This is a genomic window from Anabaena sp. CCY 9613 (genome assembly GCF_963920895.1).
Classification (GTDB): Bacteria; Cyanobacteriota; Cyanobacteriia; order Cyanobacteriales; family Nostocaceae; genus Cyanocohniella.
Window position 1 is genome coordinate 45,412 of record NZ_CAWUDE010000018.1, and the last position, 23,317, is coordinate 68,728.

Annotated in this window: 15 protein-coding genes and 1 tRNA gene; 7 read left to right on the top strand and 9 right to left on the bottom strand. The window is 42.3% G+C overall.

The window, feature by feature from the left end:
- Positions 1-13 precede the first annotated feature (13 nt).
- The gene (locus tag ACM0OT_RS19285; RefSeq protein ID WP_414566019.1) at positions 14-3,163 is read right to left on the bottom strand and encodes a PAS domain S-box protein; all 3,150 of its coding nucleotides are present in this window, start codon (positions 3,161-3,163) and stop codon (positions 14-16) included.
- Between the two features lie 175 nt (positions 3,164-3,338).
- Positions 3,339-4,037 (bottom strand): rhomboid family intramembrane serine protease, encoded by a 699-nt coding sequence (locus tag ACM0OT_RS19290; protein WP_414566020.1) that lies wholly within the window; start codon positions 4,035-4,037, stop codon positions 3,339-3,341.
- Positions 4,038-4,164: 127 nt separating this feature from the next.
- On the opposite strand from ACM0OT_RS19290, the gene ACM0OT_RS19295 reads away from it, so the two are divergent.
- Entirely contained in the window at positions 4,165-6,291 is a 2,127-nt protein-coding gene (locus tag ACM0OT_RS19295) for a tetratricopeptide repeat protein (RefSeq protein ID WP_414566021.1), read from the top strand.
- Between the two features lie 10 nt (positions 6,292-6,301).
- Here the strand turns inward: ACM0OT_RS19295 and ACM0OT_RS19300 are convergent, their stop codons facing one another.
- Positions 6,302-7,639: a MurT ligase domain-containing protein gene (locus ACM0OT_RS19300; RefSeq protein ID WP_414566022.1), complete on the bottom strand. Its 1,338-nt coding sequence runs from the start codon at positions 7,637-7,639 to the stop codon at positions 6,302-6,304.
- Between the two features lie 408 nt (positions 7,640-8,047).
- Here ACM0OT_RS19300 and ACM0OT_RS19305 point away from each other — a divergent pair, with 408 nt between their 5' ends.
- Positions 8,048-8,635: a thylakoid membrane photosystem I accumulation factor gene (locus ACM0OT_RS19305; RefSeq protein ID WP_414566023.1), complete on the top strand. Its 588-nt coding sequence runs from the start codon at positions 8,048-8,050 to the stop codon at positions 8,633-8,635.
- A 171-nt stretch (positions 8,636-8,806) separates the two neighbouring features.
- A complete protein-coding gene (locus tag ACM0OT_RS19310; protein WP_414566024.1) occupies positions 8,807-9,415 on the top strand; it encodes a hypothetical protein in 609 nt (202 codons plus the stop codon).
- Between the two features lie 94 nt (positions 9,416-9,509).
- Here the strand turns inward: ACM0OT_RS19310 and ychF are convergent, their stop codons facing one another.
- The 4 genes from ychF to ACM0OT_RS19330 all read right to left on the bottom strand — a co-directional run bounded on the left by ychF (position 9,510) and on the right by ACM0OT_RS19330 (position 14,380).
- A complete protein-coding gene (ychF, locus tag ACM0OT_RS19315) occupies positions 9,510-10,601 on the bottom strand; it encodes a redox-regulated ATPase YchF (RefSeq protein ID WP_414566025.1) in 1,092 nt (363 codons plus the stop codon).
- Positions 10,602-10,636: 35 nt separating this feature from the next.
- On the bottom strand, positions 10,637-10,831 hold the full coding sequence (locus ACM0OT_RS19320; RefSeq protein ID WP_414566026.1) for a hypothetical protein: 195 nt from the start codon (positions 10,829-10,831) through the stop codon (positions 10,637-10,639).
- Positions 10,832-11,026: 195 nt separating this feature from the next.
- The gene (locus ACM0OT_RS19325; protein WP_414566027.1) at positions 11,027-12,598 is read right to left on the bottom strand and encodes an alkaline phosphatase D family protein; all 1,572 of its coding nucleotides are present in this window, start codon (positions 12,596-12,598) and stop codon (positions 11,027-11,029) included.
- 186 nt (positions 12,599-12,784) lie between these two features.
- A complete protein-coding gene (locus tag ACM0OT_RS19330) occupies positions 12,785-14,380 on the bottom strand; it encodes an alkaline phosphatase D family protein (protein WP_414566028.1) in 1,596 nt (531 codons plus the stop codon).
- 442 nt (positions 14,381-14,822) lie between these two features.
- Here ACM0OT_RS19330 and ACM0OT_RS19335 point away from each other — a divergent pair, with 442 nt between their 5' ends.
- The 4 genes from ACM0OT_RS19335 (at position 14,823) to ACM0OT_RS19350 (ending at position 20,337) form a co-directional block, all read left to right on the top strand.
- Positions 14,823-16,307, top strand: coding sequence for an aminotransferase class I/II-fold pyridoxal phosphate-dependent enzyme (locus tag ACM0OT_RS19335; RefSeq protein ID WP_414566029.1), 1,485 nt, complete (start codon positions 14,823-14,825; stop codon positions 16,305-16,307).
- A 129-nt stretch (positions 16,308-16,436) separates the two neighbouring features.
- Positions 16,437-17,441 carry a sodium:calcium antiporter gene (locus tag ACM0OT_RS19340; RefSeq protein WP_414566030.1) on the top strand — a complete coding sequence of 335 codons (1,005 nt, stop codon included), beginning with the start codon at positions 16,437-16,439 and terminating at the stop codon, positions 17,439-17,441.
- Positions 17,442-17,919: 478 nt separating this feature from the next.
- Entirely contained in the window at positions 17,920-20,178 is a 2,259-nt protein-coding gene (locus ACM0OT_RS19345; protein WP_414566031.1) for a GAF domain-containing protein, read from the top strand.
- A gap of 87 nt (positions 20,179-20,265) precedes the next feature.
- A tRNA-Lys gene (locus ACM0OT_RS19350) sits at positions 20,266-20,337 on the top strand.
- A gap of 194 nt (positions 20,338-20,531) precedes the next feature.
- On the opposite strand, the gene ACM0OT_RS19355 is transcribed toward ACM0OT_RS19350, so the two are convergent.
- Complete coding sequence (locus ACM0OT_RS19355; protein ID WP_414566032.1) at positions 20,532-22,112, bottom strand: NAD(P)H-hydrate dehydratase; 1,581 nt, start codon at positions 22,110-22,112, stop codon at positions 20,532-20,534.
- 236 nt (positions 22,113-22,348) lie between these two features.
- Positions 22,349-23,068, bottom strand: coding sequence for a hypothetical protein (locus tag ACM0OT_RS19360; protein WP_414566033.1), 720 nt, complete (start codon positions 23,066-23,068; stop codon positions 22,349-22,351).
- Positions 23,069-23,317: the final 249 nt, after the last annotated feature.

Sequence of the window (23,317 nt, forward strand, 5' to 3'; positions counted from 1 at the left end):
CCGATTAATTAAACTAGCGATAGCGTAGCACTGAGGCAAAGCAGATGGCCCGCATCAATTCGTCGGGATCAACTGGTTTGGGGATATGCAATTGAAATCCTGCTGCGAATGCTTGCTGTTGATTCATTTCCCCAGCATAAGCCGTGAGAGCGATCGCAGGTAAATTTCCGCCTTGTTCGGGCGATCGCTTTCTTAATTCACGCATGAGCATATAACCGTCTGTCTCTGGCATCCCAATATCACTGATTAAAACATCTGGTATCCATTGAGACAAAGTTTCTAAAGCCTCTTGTGCTGATGAGACGGTGGTGACTTTGACATCATATTCTTGCAAAATAAAACTAATTAAATCTCGGATATCCGGCTCATCGTCTACCACTAAAACTTTTATACCCGCCACCAAGGAAGCATCAGCCATCAACAGTTCAGCGTTATTATCTGGATACATTACCTCTACACTCCTGAGCAAAAATGGTAGTCTGACGGTAAATGTGGCCCCCAATCCTTCTCCTGGACTGGCTGCGGTAACTGTTCCCCCATGTAGTTCCACAACCTGACGCACAATTGCCAAACCTAAGCCTAGCCCACCAAATTTGCGTGTAGTTGTACTGTCAGCTTGACGAAAATAATCGAACACATCAGCCAGAAATTCCGGCGTGATTCCTTTACCTGTATCAATAACTTGAATTTGCGCTTGGGAATCAACCTCTTCTAGGCGAACTTCTACCCGTCCACCAATGGGTGTAAATTTCACAGCATTGGATAGCAAGTTCCAAACAACTTGTTGTAGGCGACTAGAATCACCCATTACTTGTCGCAACCCAGGATTTAGTATAGTCTGAATTTCAATTGATCTGGCGTTTGCTGCCAACTTTACCGTTTCAACAGCAGCTTCTACCACCATAACCAAATTGACTGGACAAATATTGAGGCTCAATTTGCCTTGGAGAATGCGTGAAACATCCAATAAATCTTCAATTAATTGGGTTTGTAATTTGGCATTACGTTCAATAGTTTCCAAGGCTATTTCCATAATTTTTGGATCAAACTGACGACAGCGGAGCAATCTTGACCACCCTAAAATGGGGTTAAGTGGGGTTCTGAGTTCATGGGAGAGAACTGCTAAAAACTGATCTTTAACTCGGTTAGCAATTTCGGCTTCTTGACGTGCTGACTGTTCTCTTTGCAGGAGGAGATCACGTTCTTTTTCTGCTTGTTTGCGATCGCTAATATCTAATACTAAAGCTACTCCGTTATCTTGGGAGTCATTGAATAGAGCCAGCCCCAAAACAACTGATACTCGCTTACCGTGGCGCTGGATGTACTCTTTTTCGTAAATTGGAGAAACTCCAGTAGCTGTTACCTCAGCAATGGCGCCATCGTCTACATCTTGATATTCTGGAGGGGTAAGTTGTCGCCAATTAATTTTACCTAAGCGGCTAAATTCTTCACGAGTATAACCAATTATCTGTAAATAAGCATCATTAGCATCCGTAATCAAGCCATCCACATTCCAAAAAGCCACACCCAGCAAATTGGACTCAAACAACCGCCGAAATCTAGCTTCGCTGTCACGCAATGACTTTTCTATCTGTTTGTGAATGGTAATATCTCGTGAGACAATGATTACACCTTCAATAATTTGGTCGGTATTGCGTAATGCCGTAATGATGTATTCATAAAAATTCGATCCATCTGCGAAACTAAATTCGCATTCATCCTTAATTGGTTGTCCAGTGGCCATGACAATTTGGCATTGATTCTCTACTCGATGAGCCAAATCTGGGTCTACATCTAATTCTTTTATAGCTTTACCCAGAATATCCTGATTGTTGAAACCCAATGTAGTAGCCGCACCGTCACTGACATATTGATAGCGACCTCTGCGATCAAAAATATAAATGTGATCAACAGAAGTAGCAAGAATTGCATTTAAAACATTTGCCTGTTCTTGAACCTTGGTAGTTAATTGGCGATTACTTTCTTCTGATTGCTTATGTTGAGTAAAGTCAGTACAAACCCCAATCATGCGTACTGCTTCTCCTTGGTCATTATAAATAAATTGTCCCCTACCAAAAATCCAATGTACACTTTGGTCTGGCCAAATCACCCGAAATTCATCAATGTAATCAATTTTTTGTGCCAAAGCATTAGTGATTTTTTGTTGGACAGATTGTTGATCTTCTGGGTGAATATATTTAATGAATGCCTCATAAGTGCCTACAAAACTGCCTGGAACTAGACCAAACAGCAGTTGATGATTTTCTGACCAAATTAATTGATTATTAATCATATTCCAGTCCCAAAAACCCATGCGGGCAGCATCTAAGGCTAGCCTCAGTCTTTCTTCACTTTCTCTAAGGGCTATTTCTACCTGCTGGCGCTCCTGAATTTCTTTTTGGAGTTGCTGCAAAGCCACTGCCATATCTGCTCTTGTGGCTTGATCTGTTAATAGCAAATTGGCAATTTCTGTTTCAAGAGACTCGGTGGAAGGACTGACTATAAACTCGTCAAATTCGTCTCCGTTAGCAATAAAGCTTGTTTGTTGACTCCAGCAATTAGTAGCAAATAATTTTGAGCAATAACCCGCCAACTTCCCCGCCATCATGCCGCTACCCCAACAGACACCCAAGGCTTTCTGATAAGCGCCTTCCCAACTATTCTTGACTCGAAAACGACACTTTTGCTCTTCCCAGTTCAATTCCACCAATTGCCAATGTCCCCAACCTGCTCCCTTAGCATTTTGGGCCAGCATGGCGAAGCCTGCGGCAAAATCCGGAAATTGAGCAATTATTTGCCAATCGGCTTCCACACTCCGACGTCCTTCACTTTGGAGAGCTAGAGCAAAACGCTCAGTACCCACCATAGCTTGTAGTCCTGTCATGAATCCTGCCAGAGTTGTATCTCTCCACATTAAGACAACTGGTAAGTTGAGAGCTTTACAAGTGCCTTCATCAAGATTCCATTGAATGTCACACCCAGCAACTTGAATATGAGGCTGTTCTGCTGTTGCCAGTTTTGCTTCTAGTATTTTTAGTTTTTGTTCTAGTGCTGTGTACTTTTGCTGATGCTCAATTTCTGATGCTTCCAACTCAGCAATCCGCTGTCTTAGAGATGCTAATTCGTTAGTAAATTCGCTGTTATTTCTATTAACGTCTGGCATCTTCAATACAAATTACACTAAATAACTTTACTCCCAATTGTCTACACCCTATAGCCCTAATTGAGTATGGATTCTCAAATTCAAAAAGACAATCTGTCATCAGGCACATAAGAATTTCAGCCAAAAGATATATACAGAAATCACTTTTTATGTATAATACCCAATAGGCGTCAAATTATTTTCTCCACTTCATATAAACTCCACCAATAAATAACCCAACAAACTGCGCCCAGTAAGTAGTACCAAGGGGATTAACTCCAAATGGCGCGATGTGTAAGCTCCCTACACCATAAAATAGCTGTTGTATAAACCACCAAAAGAGATAGAAATAAGCAGGCAGTTCTAGAGGAATGTATATTATTAATAGTGGCACAACTGTGTCTACTTTAGCTTGAGGAAACTGCATTACATATGCTCCTAAGATAGCTGCGATCGCTCCATTCGCTCCAATCAAGGGAACTGTCAAATTCGGTTCCAGCAAAATTTGCGCTATTCCTGTCAATATCCCTGCAACCAGATATAACCCCAGAAAACGCCCATGTCCAATAAAGTTTTCTAAAGTTTTGCCAAAAACCCACAAAAATAGGAGATTTCCCAAAATTTGACTAAAGCTACCGTGGAGAAACAGTCGGGTAAACAGTGAAGCCGAACCCCAAAAAACCACTATCCAAGCAGCCGGAGTGACGTGGATTGCATGGGTAATAGCCCCACTCATTTGAGCAGGAATTACACCCCAGATATTGATAAAAGAGCCTAATTCCCCAGCAAATTCTAGTTTTAATTGCCATAAAAATATGACAATGTTAATACCAATTAGCCAATAAGTAATTATTGGCTGATGACGACTACGAATATTATCACCAACAGGAATCATATGAATTTTAAATTTTAGATGAATCTTCTCCCCATCTCCCCATCCTCCATCCCCTCGTTCCTCCCTGTTCCAGTTAATTTGTGGCAAGATTGGAATCAGACACAATGCACTCAACTAGGCAAACGAGATGCTAGGAAAGACACTTGTTGGAAGATACCAAATTATTAGCCACTTAGGGGGTGGGGGATTTGGTGAAACTTTTGTTGCAAGTGATACTCACTTGCCTGGATTACCTCAGTGTGTTGTCAAGAGATTGAAACCTCAAGCCACTGACCCAGCAAATTTAGAGACAGCTAGGCGTTTATTTGATACTGAAGCGCAAGTTTTGTATAAATTAGGGATTCATGACCGGATTCCTCAGCTTTTAGCGTTCTTTGAGGAAAACGCGGAATTTTATCTAGTACAAGAATTGATTACTGGACATGACTTGAGTCAGGAGTTAACGCCAGGAACCACCTTAAGTGAAGAACAGGTGCTTGACCTAATTCAAGAAGTTTTAGAAATATTAGAATTTGTCCATCAACAACAAGTAATTCACCGCGATATCAACCCCCACAATTTACTCAGACGCCAGGAAGATAACAAGTTAGTTTTAATTGACTTTGGGGCTGTTAAGCAAATTACCACTCAAATAGTTAGTCCTGAAGGGCAGACAAAAGCTACTGTTGCCATCGGTACTCCTGGATATCTACCAGGCGAACAAGCCCAGGGTACACCCAAATTTAGCAGTGATATCTATGCGGTGGGAATCATCGCTATTCAAGCCCTCACAGGATTATCACCAAATCAGTTAGAAATTGATGTTGATAGTAATGAAATTGTTTGGCAAAATCAAGCCACAGTCTCACCAGAGTTTGCCCAATTTATCGACAAAATGGTGTGTTACGATTTTCGGCAACGTTATACTTCCGCAACTGTTGCCCTGCAAAGTTTAAAAGAGTTAAAAAAACCTGCTTCTGGGACTTTAGTTTTGAGTCCGGCTTTACCAACTAATGTGGCCTTGCCTATTAATAAGATTAGCAAGTTAAAAATCCCACAAATCAAAAAAGGCATATTAATTAAGTTAGCTTTAGGCATATTTTTGGTAGGAACAAGTGGTGTTGCTTCTATATTTGTGATTAATTTTATTAATGCGAATAACGCCACAGCATTATCTAATCAAGGAAGTACCTTATTTGACCTCCAACGCTATCAAGATGCTTTGGCAGCCTATGAAGAAGCAGTAAATATTAGACCAGATTATGCCCAAGGGTGGAACGGTCAAGGCAAAACATTATTTAAATTGAAAAAATATCCAGAAGCCTTAGCCGCATACGACAATGCTATTCAAATTCAACCAGATTATGTAGAAGCTTGGAGTGGTAGGGGTTTTGCTTTACAGAATTTACAGCGCTACCAAGAAGCGATCGCCTCTTTTGATAAAGCCTTACAATTAGATAATGAATATATTGAGGTTTGGATTGCTAAAGGGGAAATTTTTAGTAAATTACAGCAATATAATAATGCAATTCAAGCATATGACCAAGCCATAAAATTAAAGCCAGATTATTACGAAGCTTTATATAGTAAAGGGTTAGCTTTTCATAAATTAAAGCAATATGAAGATGCAATTACCGCCTACGAAAAAGCTGTGGAATTAAAAACAGATTATAGTCAAGCTTGGTATGCCTTGGGTAATGCGCTGGTGAATTTAAATCGTTACGAATATGCATTAACAGCTTATGATAACGCAGTCCAATATAGACCAAATTACCACCCCGCTTGGTTTTCTAGAAGTAATGTACTGATGACATTACGGCGTTATCCCCAAGCCATTGAATCATTTAATCAAGTAATTAAATCTAATTCCCAAGATTATCAAGCATGGTACAGTCGGGGATGGGCGCTACATCAAAGCCAACGCTATGAAGAAGCTGTGGAATCTTATAAGAAAGCCGCATCTATTAAATCAAATGATTATCAAGTTTGGTATAACTTGGGAAATTCCCAATATATTTTACAAAAATATCAAGAAGCGATCGCAGCTTATGATCGGGCGGTACGTTATCAAGCAAATCATGCCGAAAGTTGGTACAGCAGAGGGAATGCTTTAGTCAATTTACAACGATATAAAGAGGCGATGGCATCTTATGATCAAGCGTTGAAATACAAGCCTAATTATCGAGAAGCCATCAACGCTCGCAACCAAGCCCAAAGTCAACTATCAGTTGACCCAGAGGCGATTATTGTCCCCGTAATTACCGAACCTGATTGACTCTCACCAGTTAAAGAATTTTACGCCCAGTGAGAACTTCTCGCACTTCTAACATCGCTGAATAGGTGGGTAGAATGTGGAGAGTTTCATTGTCTGGTGTATGTTGCAATGCCGTGGCGATGGCCTGACGCAAATCTGATTCTACAATCAAATTTAGGTGACTCTGCGCCGACTTTTCACTATAGCGTAGACGTAGGGCCATATCATAGACGCGATCGCCACTGACTACTAAAGTCCCGCCACGTTCCACTAATTTTTCTGTATCTACGTCCCAAATCCATGATACATCAGTACCATCGGGTGTGCGATCGTTTAATACCAAAAGTGTAGTTTGATCAGTGCTTTGCGTCACCACGCGAATTGTTTCATTTGTCCCCACAGGATTTTTGGATAACAAAATTCGCACTCGTTTACCGTTAATGACCAAATCTTCAGCACGACCAAAAGCAGCCTGAAAGTTGTTAATTGTATCTTGAATTATCGCTTGATCAACGCCTAACTCTTGCGCCGCAGTCACAGCCGCTAAAGTATTATATTTGTTATACAAACCCACCAAAATTTGTGACCATTGGCTGCTTTCTAGTGTGGGCTGACTTTTACTAAAACCACACTTGGGACAGGTAAAATCTCCCAAATGGGACAAATACACACCTTGATAATCTAGAGAGTGTCCACAACTAGGACAATAAATCGAATCAACGGCGTGAGGAATGGCTTCTAAATAGTGTTCCGGTTCATTCATCCCAAAGAATAAAACCTTTTGGGGTAGCTGTTGACCGAGATAAGATAAAGTCGGGTCGTCAGCATTGGGAATCACTACCGTTTCTAGTGGGAGGGTAGAGATGACCTTTGTCCAACGCTTACTAATACTGTCTACTTCCCCATACCTGTCAAGTTGGTCGCGGAATAAGTTTAAACAGAGGATAATTCTCGGCTGGAGAGGTTGTAAAACTTTCGGTACAATATTTTCATCTACTTCCAGAATGGCGTAATCAACGTTCAGCGCACCCACTAAGTTGGTGTTTTCTATTAAAGCCGTCATCAAGCCGTTTTCCAGGTTTGCACCTGTAGAGTTATGGGCGATACGGTAACCATTGCGTTCTAAAATCGTGCATAAAAGTAGCGCTGTAGTAGTTTTACCATTAGTACCAGCAATGAGAATCACTCCGTTTTTTACTTGCTGACTCAGTAATTCTAAAATTCGGGGTTCAATGCGACGAGCAATAGAGCCTGGTAATACACTAGCAGCACCCAGACGGAGCGATCGCACAACAAACGTCACACTTTTTGCCACTAACACCGCGAAACCGAGTCGCAGTCTATCAATGAGTCTTATTTTCTTTCCCACATTCGTTCCCCAATCTTCCAGTAATTGCTAATTAATAGTCTTTAATTTGCAAATTTAACGCGTTGTGCGACTTAATTCTTGAAACCCCGCGTCCATTCCTCTTCCCGAAAGGTCGAGAGGCTTTGATTCTTGCTCCCCTTCCCTTGTAGGGAAGGGGTTGGGGGTTAGGTCTGAGAGAAAGTCGCACACGGCGTAATTTAATAAGCGTGAGTTTAACGAATCCTTGCCCAAAAAGCCAGTCCCATCTCCCTCATTCCGTACTTCCCAAACAAAGCTACCCACTTTCGAGAGATAATCCCAGTAGGCGTTATCTTAAAAAATAGAGTGCGGGTGTAATTATATATCCAGCCCAGTTAGCCGAATTCAGCACACACTCACAGCCATTAGTAGCTTGCAAGGTTCTCTTTGATGAATAGCAAAAAGTTTCTTTTTTTACAAAAACAAATTGCTGACTGGCGACGGTTGGTGTCCAAATGCTTGTTACTGCTTGCTTGTCTATTAGTGATAAGTGTCCAACCTGCATTTGCTGGTATTGATGATGATGTTTATGATGGCAACATTTTTGTAATCTATGCTGGTAATGGTTCACTGGTTCCTCCCAAAGAAAGTTTGGCCAAGGCTTTAGCAGATAATAAACCTGTATTTTTAGCCTTCTATGTGGATGACAGCAGTGATTGCAAAAGATACGCCATTTCCATTTCCCAGGTACAAGAATTCTATGGTCGGGCGGCAGAAATTATCCCCATTAATGTGGATACCATTCCTCTCAAACAAACCTATGACCCCACCGAACCAGGATATTACTACTCTGGGGCTGTTCCTCAAGTTGTAGTCTTTGATCAGTCAGGTAAGGTAGTTTTGAATAAGCAAGGTCAAGTACCTTATGAGGAAATAGACGATAGCTTTCGAGAAGTGTTTGATTTGTTGCCCCGTACCGAATCAGTACAGTTAAAACGGCGTTCATTCAATGAGTTTAGTAGTGAGTTAGCCGAGTAACTTTGAGGGTAGGCCAAATTGGTCTGCCCTCAATTTCAGTTTTATCTGATACTGCATTCCCCTGGATGACAAAGGATAATATTTAAATAACTGCCTGAAACATCTACCATCTGACAACCAGTTAGGAGTTAATCTCAAGTCCATAACTAATGACTAATAGAGTGTGTTCTGATGTCAAAGGTTTATACTACCGAGGAGCTAATTCAAATTTTGGCAGATGAACGCCAAGCTTGCCTCACAGGTAAACGCCTAAAATTAGAGGTAACAGTTTCTGGTAACCCTGTCATTGACCAGTTTATCCAAACTGACGGGCTACAAAAGTTCACCGCCTATCAAGATTTTAAAGCTGCCATTCACGAATATCAGAGGGAACACAAAGTTTCAGGTATTGTCTGGCGGGAGATGACAGTCAAAGGTAAAAGCCTCCATTACCCAGAAGTAAATACTGAATTAATCGCCCTGAGTGGAGACTTAGAAATACTCAAAAATGCCAAAAGTTCTATGTTGGAATTTTGGTATGAAGTGACTGCGGGGATGGATTTATATTTGAGTTTTAATAATAATAAACAACACCAAAAAATTCTCAAACCTGATGTAGAGAGAATTGCTCAAATTACCGAATGGGCTAGTTTGTGGAAGTGGGAAAATTCTAGCTTTTTGGAAATGATTTTACAATTAGGTTGGGGTAAACCAGAAGAAGCTTGTTACAAAAGGGGCAGACCGCAATCGGGTAGTGAGCATATTCATGCTGTAAATCCTGGTAATCATCCCATTGGTTAAATTAGGGAATAGGGAGTAGGAGAGTAAAAAAAATTATTGTGGGGTGGGCGTCCTCGCCCGCCCAGAACAAACAAGATGTCTGTTATACGCAAATTTATACGTTAAACCGGAATAACATCACATCCCCTTCTTGCACAACATATTCTTTCCCTTCACTGCGAACTAAGCCTTTTTCCTTCGCCGCATTCATGGAACCATTCGTAACTAAAGCATCATAAGCAACAGTTTCGGCGCGAATAAATCCTCGCTCAAAATCAGAGTGAATCACTCCTGCTGCTTGGGGTGCAGACATCCCCGCATTAATTGTCCAAGCGCGGGTTTCTTTAGGGCCACAAGTGAAATATGTCCGCAAGCCTAACAGAGCATAGGTAGCACGAATTAAAGATTTCAAGCCACCTTCTTCTACGCCTAAAGATTGGAGAAAATCAGCTTTATCTTCTTCTGGTAATTCTACTAATTCAGCTTCTACTTGCGCCGAAACTATGACAACTTGGGCATTTTCAGTAGCCGCAACTTGCCGGACTTGTTCCACAAATTCATTACCTGTTGCCAACTCTTCTTCAGATACATTAGCAGCATAAATAATGGGTTTATTGGTGAGTAGTCCCAGTCCTTTAATAATTTCGGCTTCTTCTTCAGCCAAACTTACTTGACGGACAGATTTACCTTCATTTAAAGCAGCCGCTAATTTTTCTAATATTGCTACTTCAAACTGAGCATCTTTGCTGGTGCGGGCTTGTTTGCGGGTGCGGTCAATGCGGCGTTCAATTTGTGATAAGTCGGCTAAACCTAGTTCTAAATTAATGATTTCAATGTCTCGCGCTGGGTCAACAGAACCGGCTACGTGGATAATATCATCATTTTCAAAACAACGTACTACATGGACAATTGCATCCACTTCTCGGATGTGGGAGAGAAATTGATTACCTAGTCCCTCACCTTGACTTGCACCTTTAACTAAACCCGCAATATCGACAAACTCAACACGCGCCGGGATAACTTGTACAGAACTGGCAATTTTAGCTAGAACATTTAAGCGCTCATCCGGTACTGCGACAACGCCGACATTCGGTTCAATCGTGCAAAAAGGAAAGTTAGCTGCTTCTGCTTTGGCGTTAGCAACTACGGCATTAAATAAAGTAGATTTTCCGACGTTGGGAAGTCCGACAATTCCGGCTCTTAGCATTTTCGATTTGAGATTTTGTGAAGTACAGAGTCAATTTAAACAGGTTCAGGTATGGTTTGGGGAACTGTTCCGGGAACTGGTTGGGGAATGGGGGCTGGTACTGGTTGGGGAATGGGGGTAGGTACTGGTTCTGGTACTGGCCCTGGAGTGGGTTCGGGAGTTGGGAGTGGATTTGGTTGAGGATGGGGAATTTGTGGTTCGGGTATAGAAATCGCTGTGGGGTAAATCATGGTATGTCTCAATTTAATTATTCGACTTTATTAAGCTAGATGACAACTTCCACTGATGACATCTCCCCAAATAGCGATTACCCGGTTAAATATCCTTTTATTAATTTATCGCTATTGCTAGCAACTGTGTTTGCATATGGAAATCCCCCAAAATATAATCTGGGGGGTTGGTTTGATATTAACGATCGCGTGTGGTTAATTTATCAGTGCGCCTGGTTGTCCATTTGGGACTACATAGGAAGCTAGGGTTTTAACAGAGGCATTCAAGTCAGTGATGCTGGAGACAACGCGGTAATCACTTTGCCAAAGTGCTGGTGTCAGTTGACAACGAACGTATCCCCGGAACGCACCATCAAAGAATTTAGTGTGGGGATTGTTGCTCAGGGAAGCTTGTACAGGGGCGATAAATTGGCTGGGAAAGTCAGAGGAAATTGAGGTTCCCACAAACTCAGTACCGACTGTTGGTGAATTTGGGTGATTAAAATCAAGCTTTAGGTCGTGTACCCAACTAGAATGGATGTCTCCAGTAATAACTATGGGGTTGGAAGGTCGACGCTGGTTGAGAAAATTGAGGATGCGATCGCGTGCTGCTACGTAGCCGTCCCATTGATCTATATTGAAAACTCCTAGATCGGGGGTGCTATTAAAATTGTATTGCGCGAACATGGTTTGTTGAGCAATTATATTCCAGCGCGATCGCGATTGGTCTAATCCTTTGAACAGCCACTGTTCTTGCTCCGAACCTGTCATGGTAGCATTGCTATCAAAGGCCGCGGGACAGCGAGGTTTCAGCCCATCATCACAAGGTTGATTAGTCCGGTATTGCCTGGTATCTAGGACATTAAACTCAGCTAAATTACCAAATGTGAACCGCCGATAAAGCAACATATCTGGGCCTTTGGGCAATGAAGACCGACGCAGAGGCATATGTTCGTAATAAGCTTGGTAAGCATTAGCTCGTCTTTGTGTAAATGCCTCTAGGGTTTGGTTGTCTTCAGGTATCAAGTTGGCATAGTTATTATCAACTTCATGATCATCCCAAGTGACAATCCAGGGACAGGTAGCATGAGCCGCTTGCAGATTTGGGTCAGTTTTGTATAAAGCGTGACGGTTGCGGTAGTCTTCCAGGGTAATGATTTCGGGGCCATTATGCTGGCGTGACGCACCCGATCGCGGCCCATATTCGTATATATAATCACCTAAATGCACCACCAAGTCAAGGTTTTCTTCAGCTAAATGCCGAAAGGCTGTATAAAAGCCGTTTTGCCAGTCTTGACAAGAGACAAAAGCAAAGTTGAGTTGGGAGATAGAGCCAAAAAATGCTGGTGCGGTGCGAGTACGTCCAATGGGGCTAAATTCCCTACCCACCTGAAATTGATACCAGTACCAACGGTCAGGATCTAGCCCCCGGACATCAACGTGTACTGAGTGTGCTAATTCTGGTGTTGCCAAGGTTGTGCCGCGACGCACAATTTTTCTCATGTTTTCGTCTGAGGCCACTCGCCACCGCACAGGAACATTTTGCAGTGCCATTCCCCCACCAAAAAGCGGGTTAGGAGCCAATCTAGTCCAGATGACAACACCATCGGGCAAAGGATCACCAGAGGCGACACCAAGACTAAACGGATAGTCAGAAAATCTGGGGTTAGCCCATACTGGATGCCATTGGCTGGTGATTGACAACCCCGTCAAGAATCCTGCACCCAGCAAAAAATTTCGTCGTCTACACCGATTTGCTAGCAGGCGATCGCAATCTAAAAGTTCCATATTCACCCCTACTGAGATGTTGATACAATTGGCAAACTTCAGAAGATTAAGTGATAAACAGCCTCAAAAAGCATCCTTGCATCTGCTCAGTGTCTTGATTTGACCAGTTTCACACTTGCTTAACCAAACAAAAGCAACCTACCAACCCAGCATCAAGTAGGGATTAAGATTGTGTTAAATTTAAAATTAATTGATAAGTGCGCCCGGTTGTCCATTTTCCACTATAAAAGAAGCCAATGTTTTGATAGAGGCATTCAAGTCAACAATGCTGGAAACAACTCGATAGTCACTTTGCCAACGTTCTCGATTCAGATTGCAGCGGACATATCCCCGAAAGGTAGCGTTAAAAAACTTAGTGTGGGGATTGTTGATCAAAGAAGATCGAACGACTGGAATTAATTGGGGAGGAAAGTCAGAGGAAATTGAGGTACCGACAAATTCAGTGCCTACTGTTGCTGAATTTGGGTTATCAAAATCCAGCTGCAAATCATGCACCCAACTAGAATGAATGTCTCCACTAATAATAACTGGGTTAGAAGGTTGACGCTGGTGAAGAAAATTAAGGAGTCGATGACGTGCAGCCACATAGCCGTCCCACTGATCCTGATTAAATACGTCTAGAAACAGTCCTAAGTCTGGGCTAATTTTAAAATTGTACTCGGCAAACATGGTCTGTTGAGCAATCACATTCCAGCGCGATCGCGATTGGTCTAATCCCTTTAATAACCACTTTTCTTGTTTTGCTCCAGTCATGGTAGCGGAAGAATCAAATGCTTGGGGACAACGGGGTTGAAATCCATCATTACAAGGTTGATTACTCCGATATTGCCTAGTATCTAACACATTAAACTCAGCTAAATCACCAAAGGTGAACCGCCGATATAACTGCATATTCACACCATGAGGTAGTGAAGACAAACGTAGTGGCATGTGTTCGTAGTAGGCTTGGTAAGCATTGGCTCGCCGTTGTGTAAAATCCTCTAGAGTTTGGTTGTTTTGGGACATTAAGTTGGCATAATTATTATTAACTTCGTGATCATCCCAAGTGACTATCCAAGGAAAGGCAGCATGAACAGCTTGGAGATTTGAGTCAGTTTTATACAAAGCGTGGCGGTTGCGGTAGTCTTCCAGGGTAAAAGCTTCTGGACTGTTATGTTGACGTACACCTCCAGATTTTTGCCCACATTCATAAATGTAGTCACCCAGATGCACCACAAAGTCGAGGTCTTCATCAGCCATATGCCTATAGGCTGTATAGTAGCCATTTTGCCAGTCTTGACAAGAGACAAAAGCAAAGTTGAGTTGGGGAATAGAACTATTAATTGCCGGTGCTGTACGAGTTCGTCCTATGGAACTAACTTCTGTGCCAACTTTAAATTGATACCAATACCAACGATCAGGATCTAGCCCCCGGACATCAACATGTACCGAATGCGCTAACTCTGATTTTGCCAGCGTTTTTCCTCGGCGCACAACTTGTCTCATGTTTTCATCTAGAGCAACTTGCCACTGCACAGGGATATCTCTGGATGGCATTCCACCTCCAGCAAGCGGCTGGGGCGCTAGTCTAGTCCATAACACCACACTATCCGGCAAAGGATCACCAGAGGCAACACCCAGACTGAACGGATAGCTAGAAAATCTCAGGTTTGCTAATACTGGTTGCCATTGGCTAGTAATTGTTAACCCTGTGAGGAATCCCGTACCCAGCAAAAAACTACGCCGTCTGCACCGATTTGCTAACAGGCTATACCTGCGGTCAGCTGCGCTAACGTCATTCAAAAATCCCACATTCTCCCCCACCGAGACATTGATACAGTTGGCAAACTTTCACGAGGAGTAGTTGCCAACAGCACCAAAAAACGTCCTTATGTTTGCTCATTCGCTAGATTTGACTTGTTTCCAACTTGCTCAAGCAAACAAAAGCAACTCATTTACCCCGGATTAAATAAATATGACAGTTGTATTAAATTTGACTACTTAATAATACCATTTTGCCGTAATTCATAATTAAAAAGCAATTAAGGAAAGATTAAAAGACGTTATTGTTGATCTACGTTTCCAGGTTTACATCGTTATATTCTGGAGAAATTTTGGAAACTTAGGTGAATATTTAAGGCGATCGCAAGAACTTAGGTAATTGCTTTCATTGAAAAATTTCATCGTCTATGAATATGCCCTAACAGACTTCAAGTTTTATCATTGGCGGTTCTGTGCTGACATAATGCTTAATCAAAACCAAACACCCTTATTAGATGCCTTAAAAGCTTGTATAACTCATGCTCACGCTCCTTTTTACACACCAGGACATAAGCGAGGACAGGGCATTTATCAACCCTTGGCTGACTTACTGGGGACAAAAGTCTTTCGTGCGGACTTAACAGAACTAGCAGATTTAGATAATTTGTTTGCACCCCAAGGTGTAATTCAAAAAGCCCAACAACTAGCAGCCGCAGCATTTGGCGCTTCACAAACATGGTTTCTGGTCAATGGTTCTACTTGTGGGATTGAAGCGGCAATTCTCGCTACCTGTGGCACAGGCGATAAAATTATTATGCCGCGCAATGTGCATTCATCTGCCATCGCCGGGTTAATTCTCTCTGGTGCTATACCGATTTTTCTCAATCCTGAATATGACCCAGTTTTAGATATAGCCCATAGTATTACGCCTGAAGCTGTAGAAGCTGCACTACAAAAGCATCCTGATGCCAAGGCAGTGTTGACAGTGTATCCCACATATTATGGTGTCTGTGGAGATATCCAAGCGATCGCTCACATTACTCATCAGTACAATATCCCATTACTCGTAGATGAAGCACACGGCGCGCACTTTGTCTTTCATCCACAATTACCTACCCCAGCTTTAGCCGCAGGCGCAGATTTAACTGTCCAGTCTATCCATAAGGTTCTTGGTGCTATGACACAGGCATCGATGTTACATGTTCAAGGACAGAGAATAAATATTGACCGAGTAAGTAAGGCTTTACAACTGGTTCAATCTACCAGTCCCAGTTATCTACTTTTAGCTTCCTTAGATGCAGCACGCCAACAAATGGCCTTACAAGGAAACGCCCTCATGTCTCGCACCTTAAAACTTGCAGACACAGCGAGAACGAGAATTAGCCAAATTCCTGGATTATCAGTTTTGCAAATGCCAAATTTAGATCAAACACGGTTAACTGTGACTGTTTCCGGTTTAGGTTGCACTGGATTTGATGCCGAAGAAATTTTAGATGAACAACTAGGTGTGACAGCCGAATTTGCATCATGGCAAAATGTCACCTTTATTATTACTTTAGGTAATACCCCAGAGGATATAGAGAAACTAGTCCAAGGTTTTACTAGATTGGGTATACAGGGTCATGGGCAATGGGGAGGGGAGAATAATAGTCATCCGTCAACAAAAAACGGGTGCATTGTATGGGATGATAAACTAAGACTGTCGCCCCGCGAAGCTTTTTTTGCTGTTAGTGAAACTTTGCCTTTGGAACAAACAAGCGATCGCATCTGCACTGAAATCGTCTGTCCTTATCCCCCAGGGATTCCCGTTTTAATGCCAGGGGAACTGATTGCTCCAACAGCTTTAGAATATCTCCAGCAAATTCAAGCAATGGGTGGATTTATCAGTGGTTGTGCAGATACCAGCCTCAAAACATTAAAAGTAGTCAAAATAATTCGTAATAGAGCCTACGGCACGCTCACGCGGTAAGCGAAGCTATGCCCGCTAGGGCTTTACGTAATTCGTAATTATTTTCGTATTTAGGGTTTTAGGTATTGTATGTAGTGCATTAAATTCTTCCCTATCCCCATTCCCAGAGTTCCCCAGTCCCTAATCCCCATGCTCCTTTTCCTCCAAGTTTTCGTATGTTTTCTCTTAGTGATTGCTGTAGGAATGCAGCTATCGCGGAGTGCTGATGTTGTCGCTGAGAAAACTGGTTTAGGGCGTAGCTGGGTTGGGGCGCTGCTATTATCAGGTGTTACATCTTTACCAGAATTGGCTACAGGGGTGAGTGCTGTAGTGGTATTGAATGCCCCAGATTTGGCTGTGGGGGGCATTTTGGGCAGTTGTATGTTTAATTTACTAATTTTGGGACTACTGGATATTTTTAGTGGGCCGGAACCGTTACTCAAGCGTGCGCCTGTGAGTCATGGATTGGCGGCTAGTCTCGGCTGTGCCATGTTGGGGGTGACGGCGGCGGGGATGTTGTTGACTTCTACAGGAATTAATTTGACTTTGGCTTGGGTGGGTATTCCCAGTTTGTTATTAATTTTGCTCTACTGGGTGAGCGCGCGGACAATTGCTTTGTTTGAAACTAGACGACGGGCGGCTATTTTGGAGGTAGAAGCAGAAGCTTTTCAATACCAGCATGTCGGGAGAAAACGAGCATATCTGAGCTTTGCTTTTTTCTCAGTGGCTACGGTTATTCTCGGTGTCTGGCTGGCGTTTTTGGGCGACGAAGTGGCTACGGTGACTGGTTTGGGGCAAAGTTTTATCGGTGCATTGTTGTTGGCTGGGGCGACATCTCTACCGGAAGTTGTGGTGTCAGTGGAATCTATGCGGATGAATGCCGTAGAAATGGCTGTATCTAACATTTTTGGCTCGAATCTCTGGAATTTGGCAATTCTAGGGATTTATGATTTGGTGTACTTTCAAGGAAATTTGTGGTTGCAGATTAATCCAGTTCACTTGTTCACGGCCATTGTGGCCATGATTATGACTTCAGTGGCCATCGCTGGGTTAATCTATCATGCCGTTAGTCGCTCCCGCATTTATGTCACTTGGGATGGATTAATTCTCATCGCTCTCTACATGGGTGGGATGTATATCATCTACCGCAATTAAGGTCGGATTTTCTGCAATCGCTAAATTTGTTACAAGTAGATGAACTCCTACGTCGAAGGGGTGAAACCCTCCACTTGTGAGTTATCTTGGGGGTGATTAAAAGCCTGAATCCCTACTTAGGAAAAGGTTACTTGTCTTTGGCTACTCCCATTTAGAGAGTAGGCTCTTCGTTAATAAATATTACAATTGATTAATATGTCTTTTGCTTGTACGTAAGTATATGCAAGAATCTAAAAATATTTCTAATAAAAAATAATAGTGAAACTGTAGCAAAATAAGATATTTCTATATTTAAACCCTAGATTAAGTTAATGTTATTATTCTACCGATATTTCCGGCAAGAAATATAAACACATAAAAATCGATATCAAAAGACTAAATAATACTTTGCTTTAGGCGCAAAACAGCAATTTTTAACAGCTAAATTACTAGAAAGCGCCTAGAAAAATAGTCAGTAATAGTAGATAGGGAATCTCTCATGACTATAAATCCAACTGACTTCACCGTAGAGTTGAAAAAAAAATCATCTCCTCATATTCTCTTCGCTACAGAATTTAACGAACACAGTAGTAGTGAACAATTTCTACTGAGTATGTACGATTCTGTGCAGGCATCTATATTTGTTGTAGATGTTTTAGAGGATAGTGATTTTTGTTATGTCGCACTGAACCCTACTCATGAACAATGGGTAGGTATTAGTTCTGAAGACTTAAGGGGCAAAAAACCAGAAGATATTCTTTCGCCAATTGATGCGGCTAAAGTACGTCGGCATTACTCTGATTGCGTGCGCTTTGGTAAAACTATTTCCTATGAACAATGCTTGCAATTTCAAGGAGTTACTACTTGGTGGAGTACGACCTTAACACCAATACGGGATGCTAACTCGAAAATTTACCGACTAATTGGCACTAGTAGTAATATTACTCCTGCCAAACAGGTAAAACAAGCAAGGGGGATGCAGGTAGAACGAGAGAAGTTATTAGAAGCCATCGCCCAACGCGTGAGTGAGTCTGAGGAGTTAGAGATCATTCTTCAGCAGACAGTCAAAGAAATCCGCCAGTGTTTGCATTGCGATCGCGTCCTGATTTATCATATTAAACCTGACAACAGTGGCACAATCATCGCCGAATCTACGGTAGCGCTTGGTGTGAAACTGCGGGGCAAAAACTTCTGCGATCCCGGCTTCAGTACCCAATATAAAAAACGTCACGGACTGGGTTGTATTCAAATTATTGAAGATATTTATGCCGCAGGTTTAGATCCTTGTCAAATAGACTTTTGGAGTTCTTGGCAAGTAAGAGCAAATTTAGTTGTGCCGATTTTGTTACAGCAAAATTTGTGGGGACTATTAATTGCCCAACATTGCTATAAACCCTATGCGTGGCCAGAAATTGAAGTTGACCTAATCAAGCAATTAGCCACCCAAATTGGCATCGCCGTTCACCAAGCCGAACTGCATCAGCAGATACAGCATCTCCAATCACAATTAGCATCTCAGTCCCAGCAGCATCAAGCCCAGTTACAGCAAGTACAAAACTTTCAAACGCTGTTACGCTGCATTACCGAACAAATCCGCGATAATCGCCAAGCAACACAGGTTTTGCAAACAACGACTCAAGAATTAGCCAAATTACTAGAACTTGAGAATTGTTACATTGAACTGTATAGCGATAGCTGCAAATTGGTGAGTATAGCTTACGAAGACAAAGCAAATTTACCCCCCGACAAGGGAGCGACCAAAAAGATTGCAGACTTTCCCGAAGTTTACCCCACACTGTTGCAAAAAGAGCATTGGCAATCTGTGAAAATTGTCCCTGGATGGCATCCCCAGTTACAGCTAGTCACACAGCTAGCTTGTCCCATATTTGATGATCAAGGAATTGTGGGAAATATTTGGCTGATTAGACCTACACAAGAGATGTTTGATGAAAGTCAAATCAGTTTAGTGCAGCAGGTAGCTAGTGAATGTGCGATCGCAATTCGTCAAGGACAACTTTATGAAAGAACTGAAGCACAAATTCAAGAATTAGAACAACGAGAACGTTTAAAAAATGAATTTCTCCGGATTTTATCGCAAGAATTGCGAACACCCATAACCAGCATCAGTCTGGCTGTGCAAACCCTGGAAAGTGTACTGACGCCAGAAGGTGTTTTAGATATCGAAATAGTACCGCAACTCCTACAGATTCTGCATAACGAGTGTGGCAGAGAAAGTAAGTTAATTAACGACTTACGAAAACTTACCTATCTAGAAACCCAACCTGATCCCCCGACTTTAATTGCCATTGATCTCCAGACTTGGCTACCACCCATTGTGGAGTCTTTTCGGGAACTTACCAGTTGTCAGAAACAAGAATTAAATCTGATCATAGAGTCGGGAATGCCACTGTTAGAAACAGACATCACTGATTTAGAGCAGATAATTACCGAACTGTTAAATCATACTTGCAAATACACCCGTGCTGGTCAATCAATCACCTTAGCTGTTAACTTGACAGTAGATACAGTACAACTGACTTTTCTCAATTCTGGATTAGAAATCCCCGCCAATGACCTGTCACGGATTTTCGAGCCGTTTTATCACATTTCCAAAAACGATCCCTGGAAATATAGCGGTACAGGATTGGAACTGGCTTTAGTACAAAAAATGGTGAGAAATCTCGGTGGCTCTATTGATGTAGAGAGTGCAGATGGTCAAACCAGCTTTATCGTGCAATTTCCCCAGGCGTTAATGTAGCTCACCATAGATATGGCTTCTTCAGCAATTTGCCCCAGCATCACTAGTGAATAAGCCAGAAATATGCTATCATCAGTTTCTATGTTCGGGTGACTAGCTCAATGGTAGAGCATCAGACTCTTAATCTGCTGGTTCTGAGTTCGAGTCTCAGGTCACCCACTTTTAAAATCTTGTGATTTTCTCTCAGTAACCCTTTTCTATCACTCTGGAGAGGGGAAAATAAATGTAGGTTGGGGAGCCATTTGCATGGGCGGGTTTCCCGACTTGAGCAAAGTGGCGTTAGAACATAGCGAAACCCAACAATGCCAAGGTCTTTGGGTGTTGGGTTGCCCTGTGCTTAACCCAAACTACGCCTAATTTTTGGAATGACCGAAAAATTTGGGAACGAGTGTAGCAGGTAAATTACTGATAATTTTCATCAGATATTGTGTCAAGGTAAACGCATCTACACCTAGTTCTGTACGTTCTTGGGCTGCTAAAATCGCCGATTGGGAGTGCCACCAAGCCGCTGTGGCGACAATATCTGCTAGAGGAATTTGCTTGGTTGCTGCTTGGGCTAATAATCCCCCAATTAACCCTGTCAAGACATCACCACTACCACCACGAGCCAAAGCTGGGGTACTTTCAGGATTAATCCAAATTGTACCTTGGGAGTTGGCTATAGCTGTTCTTGCCCCTTTTAATAAGACTACAGCCCCACTTTGTACTGCTGCTGTTTGTACTGCTTTTATTCTGTCTTTTTGGGGATCGGCAATATCGGGAAACAAGCGCTGAAATTCACCAGTGTGGGGCGTGATGACTGTTGGTGCTGCACGCTTTTGTAATGTGGGAATTGCGCCCATTTGTGCCAGGATATTTAATCCATCAGCATCGAGGACTAAAGAGCGATCGCTCGCCATTACCTCTTGGACAATGGGGTTAGCATCTAGAGTTAAACCAGGGCCACAGGCGATGGCACTAAAGGAACTCAAATCAGTTTTTTCTGGCAATTGCAAATGAGCGATCGCACCTGATTCTGTCTCCGGACAACCGACAATTAATGCTTCTGGTAAATGTGACACCAAAAGATGTTTTAAAGATTCTGGCACAGCAATTGAAAGCATTCCCACACCGCTGGCGCGCGCACCCAAAGCAGTTAAAATTGCCCCACCCGCATAGCGCCGGGAACCACAAATTAGCAATAAATGACCTTCTTTATATTTATGCGTGACCGATGGACGAGGTAAAGGTAAAGTAGCAAATGCTGTTGCTGGGGTAATGCGTTTAATTTTGGGTGCATCTCCTAACACAGCGCACACATCAGCCAGGGGAATATCAAAATCAATTAATTCAGCTTTGCCGATATATTCTAAAGCGGCATCTTCAAAAAAAGCTAACTTCCATAAACCTAGACAAAACGTGTGAGTAGCGCGAATGGCTGTTCCCAAAACTGCACCTGTATCAGTGTGGATACCTGAAGGGATATCGATACTCACAATCGGCTGATGCCAAGTATTGAATTGATTAATTGCCGAGGCCATAGCATCAGTAATTGGTCTTTCTAAACCAAATCCGAACAACCCATCAATTAAAAAATCACAATTTGGCAATTGCGAAATTTCTTGATAATACGGGATACCTAAACTCTGGGCACATTGTAAATGCTGTGAAGTTAATTCCTTAAATTTAGAAAAAGGAGAATATATCCACACCTGATACCCGCGAAAGTGCAATTCACGGGCCACAACCAAAGCATCCCCCCCATTATGACCAGGGCCAACTAAAACTCCCACACAAGATCCCGCCACTTCCTGAACACGATGGGCAATTAATCCTGCCACCTTTTCCATCAAAGCTGCTACAGGCATTCCGGCGGCAAAGATACGTTCCTCAATATCCCGCATTTGCGCGGCAGTCACCACAACTTGTGAAATTTGTTCTTGCCTATCTTGCATCAGTCTTGAGTCCTACGTGTTGAGTACTGAGTTGGGAATTTTGAGTAGGAAATTAACTACTCCACCTTTACTTTTACCTCTTTAGCAACATGAATTAAATAACATGCAAGTCTATTTTTTGACATCACCCCGTCTTTGATTTGCGTCAAAGTCTCCCCTCTCCTTGGTAAGGGGTTGGGGGTGAAGTTCTATATTTTATTAAATCCACATTCCTTACTCAGTACCCAACACTAAATTTATCTGCCGTAATAAACCCTGGAGTTACCGTAACCTAACTCTCGCAGATATTGATTCCATCTTTCTGCATCTGCCCTTGTGGGAAAAGGCCCTACAGCAACGTGTGGCCCCAGTGGTTGTTGTCTTGCCAGTACAAAGTTATACTGTCCACTCGTGCGCCTAATATTGTCTGCCATTAAAAAGACATCTCCCCTAACCACAGGAATCACGGCATAGTAGGCAGATTCTTGTCTGGTAGGGCTACTTTGGGTGGACTGTCCAGGAGTGGCAAAACCAGTAGAGGATATTTCTCGTCCATCAGTAAAGTTGACTATTCGGGCATTGTTGATACCGTATGACTGGAGTTCTCTGACGCGATTTTGAGCATTAGCTAATTGACTAAAAATTCCTGACTGAATTACAGAACCTCCTTGGTACTGACGGATATAAGCTTCTGGTTCAATCAGACGTACTCGTTGGAGTACTTGGGAATTAGTACTATCAACAACCACTAAATAGCGCTGAAAAGTCTGGCTATACTGGTTAGACTGTATCGGTTGGTAAGGCTGAAAGTTTTGCTCATACTGATAAAATTCCACTGATTGCATGGGTTCGACCTTGGGCAGGGGCGATGGACGATTTTGTGCCTGACTACTGTGGGGTATCAGCGCCAAACAACTTCCCAAGAACAAAGGAATCATCGGCAAGGCGAGCAATTTACCTGGTATTTGACTGTACATAGTAGTAACGAAATTCCTAGATAATTTCTTTCAGCAATTGATAAATGCACTGTGGTCGTAACTATATATTGTTAGCTTAGAATTTAGTATGCCTAAGTGGCAATAAGCACATCAAAAAAAATTTGGCTTTGTTCATTAACTGACTGAAATCGGCGCACACAAAAACGCAGAACAAAGAAACTTTCATCGCCAATGTCTTTGAACAGCAAGGCTTTACGGATATTTGTGCTACAATCGGACAGACCAAAG

What these genes read in the sequence shown, in the direction of transcription:
- ACM0OT_RS19285 (WP_414566019.1), bottom strand. Translation starts at nt 3,163, where the DNA reads ATGCCAGACGTTAATAGAAATAACAGCGAATTTACTAACGAATTAGCA.
- ACM0OT_RS19290 (WP_414566020.1), bottom strand. Translation starts at nt 4,037, where the DNA reads ATGATTCCTGTTGGTGATAATATTCGTAGTCGTCATCAGCCAATAATT.
- ACM0OT_RS19295 (WP_414566021.1), top strand. Translation starts at nt 4,165, where the DNA reads ATGCTAGGAAAGACACTTGTTGGAAGATACCAAATTATTAGCCACTTA.
- ACM0OT_RS19305 (WP_414566023.1), top strand. Translation starts at nt 8,048, where the DNA reads ATGAATAGCAAAAAGTTTCTTTTTTTACAAAAACAAATTGCTGACTGG.
- ACM0OT_RS19310 (WP_414566024.1), top strand. Translation starts at nt 8,807, where the DNA reads ATGTCAAAGGTTTATACTACCGAGGAGCTAATTCAAATTTTGGCAGAT.
- ychF (WP_414566025.1), bottom strand. Translation starts at nt 10,601, where the DNA reads ATGCTAAGAGCCGGAATTGTCGGACTTCCCAACGTCGGAAAATCTACT.
- ACM0OT_RS19320 (WP_414566026.1), bottom strand. Translation starts at nt 10,831, where the DNA reads ATGATTTACCCCACAGCGATTTCTATACCCGAACCACAAATTCCCCAT.
- ACM0OT_RS19325 (WP_414566027.1), bottom strand. Translation starts at nt 12,598, where the DNA reads ATGGAACTTTTAGATTGCGATCGCCTGCTAGCAAATCGGTGTAGACGA.
- ACM0OT_RS19335 (WP_414566029.1), top strand. Translation starts at nt 14,823, where the DNA reads ATGCTTAATCAAAACCAAACACCCTTATTAGATGCCTTAAAAGCTTGT.
- ACM0OT_RS19340 (WP_414566030.1), top strand. Translation starts at nt 16,437, where the DNA reads ATGCTCCTTTTCCTCCAAGTTTTCGTATGTTTTCTCTTAGTGATTGCT.
- ACM0OT_RS19345 (WP_414566031.1), top strand. Translation starts at nt 17,920, where the DNA reads ATGACTATAAATCCAACTGACTTCACCGTAGAGTTGAAAAAAAAATCA.
- ACM0OT_RS19355 (WP_414566032.1), bottom strand. Translation starts at nt 22,112, where the DNA reads ATGCAAGATAGGCAAGAACAAATTTCACAAGTTGTGGTGACTGCCGCG.
- ACM0OT_RS19360 (WP_414566033.1), bottom strand. Translation starts at nt 23,068, where the DNA reads ATGTACAGTCAAATACCAGGTAAATTGCTCGCCTTGCCGATGATTCCT.